Annotated in this window: 1 rRNA gene; it reads left to right on the top strand. The window is 50.4% G+C overall.

From position 1 onward, the window contains the following. Positions 1-373: 373 nt before the first annotated feature. Positions 374-1,562 (top strand): 23S ribosomal RNA (locus tag GT1_RS21820); the annotation flags it as partial.

The raw sequence follows: 1,562 nt of genomic DNA, 5'->3' as shown, positions 1-1,562 counted from the left end.
CGAACACAGTAGTTAAGCCCATAAACGCCGAAGGTACTTGGCTGGAAACGGCCTGGGAGATTAGGAAGTTGCTGGTTTTGATGAACACGTTAGTGTTCATCAATTTATAATGTTCCTTGAAAACTGCACAGAAGAAAGCAAAGTTTAAATAACCTCTTATATGCAAATATGAGAAGTTCTTAAACGCGCAATTAGGATTTTTTTATAAATTAGCAAAAGCTAGTGTAAGCTGAGGCGAAACTGGCTAGCGTGTATCAGATGCGAGGCGGAGGGAGGACGCGAACGGAGTCGTACTGGAAGTACGTCGAAGAGAGCGCCCGGACTGACAACGAAGCAGATGATGCGCGATAGACAGTTGCAGCTTTGCAGCATAAGTCAAGTTATTTAGGGCATACGGTGGATGCCTAGGCGCCAAGAGCCGAAGAAGGACGCGGTAAGCTGCGAAAAGCTAGGATGAGCTGCAAGCAAGCTTTGACTCCTAGATCTCCGAATGGGGGAACCCGGCGGTGGTAATGCACCGTCACACTACTAACGTAGTGAGGGCACCCGGGGAACTGAAACATCTAAGTACCCGGAGGAAAAGTAATCAAACGAGATTCCCTAAGTAGCGGCGAGCGAACGGGGAAGAGCCCAAACCAGAGAGCTTAGCTCTTTGGGGTTGAGGACCGGCAACAGTTTCGCCAGGCCTAGTCGAACTACCTGGAAAGGTAGGCCGCAGAAGGTAAAAGCCCTGTAAGCGAAAGGCAGAGCGAAATGGCCGGAATCCAGAGTACCACGGGACACGAGGAACCCTGTGGGAAGCAGGGGGGACCACCCTCCAAGGCAAAATACTCCTTGGCGACCGATAGCGCATAGTACCGTGAGGGAAAGGTGAAAAGCACCCCGGGAGGGGAGTGAAACAGAACCTGAAACCGTATGCCTACAAGCAGTCGAAGGCCCATATGAGGCTGACGGCGTGCCTATTGAAGAATGAACCGGCGAGTTACAGTAACTAGCAAGGTTAAGTGGAACACACGGAGCCGAAGCGAAAGCGAGTCTAAACAGGGCGACAGTTAGTTATTGTAGACCCGAAACCGCAGTGATCTATCCATGTCCAGGTTGAAGCGCAGGTAAAAATGCGTGGAGGACCGAACCCGTGAGCGTTGAAAAGCTTTGGGATGAGATGTGGATAGGGGTGAAATGCCAATCGAACGCGGAGATAGCTGGTTCTCCCCGAAATAGCTTTAGGGCTAGCCTCAGGTAATGAGTATAGACGGTAGAGCTCTGATAGGGCTAGGGGCCTTTTAGGTTACTGAACCTTGTCAAACTGCGAATGAATATACTTTAACCTGGGAGTCAGACTGCGAATGATAAGATCCGTAGTCAAGAGGGAAACAGCCCAGACCATCAGCTAAGGTCCCCAATGCCGTGCTAAGTGGCAAAGGATGTGGAATTTCCGAAACAACCAGGATGTTGGCTTAGAAGCAGCCACCATTTAAAGAGTGCGTAATAGCTCACTGGTCGAGAGATTGTGCGCCGAAGATGTCCGGGGCTAAAGCACGGAACCGAAGCTATGGCATGTC

This window comes from Sporomusa sp. GT1 (assembly GCF_014634905.1).
Taxonomy (GTDB): domain Bacteria; phylum Bacillota; class Negativicutes; order Sporomusales; family Sporomusaceae; genus Sporomusa; species Sporomusa sphaeroides.
This window is presented reverse-complemented; position numbering and strand designations above follow the sequence as displayed.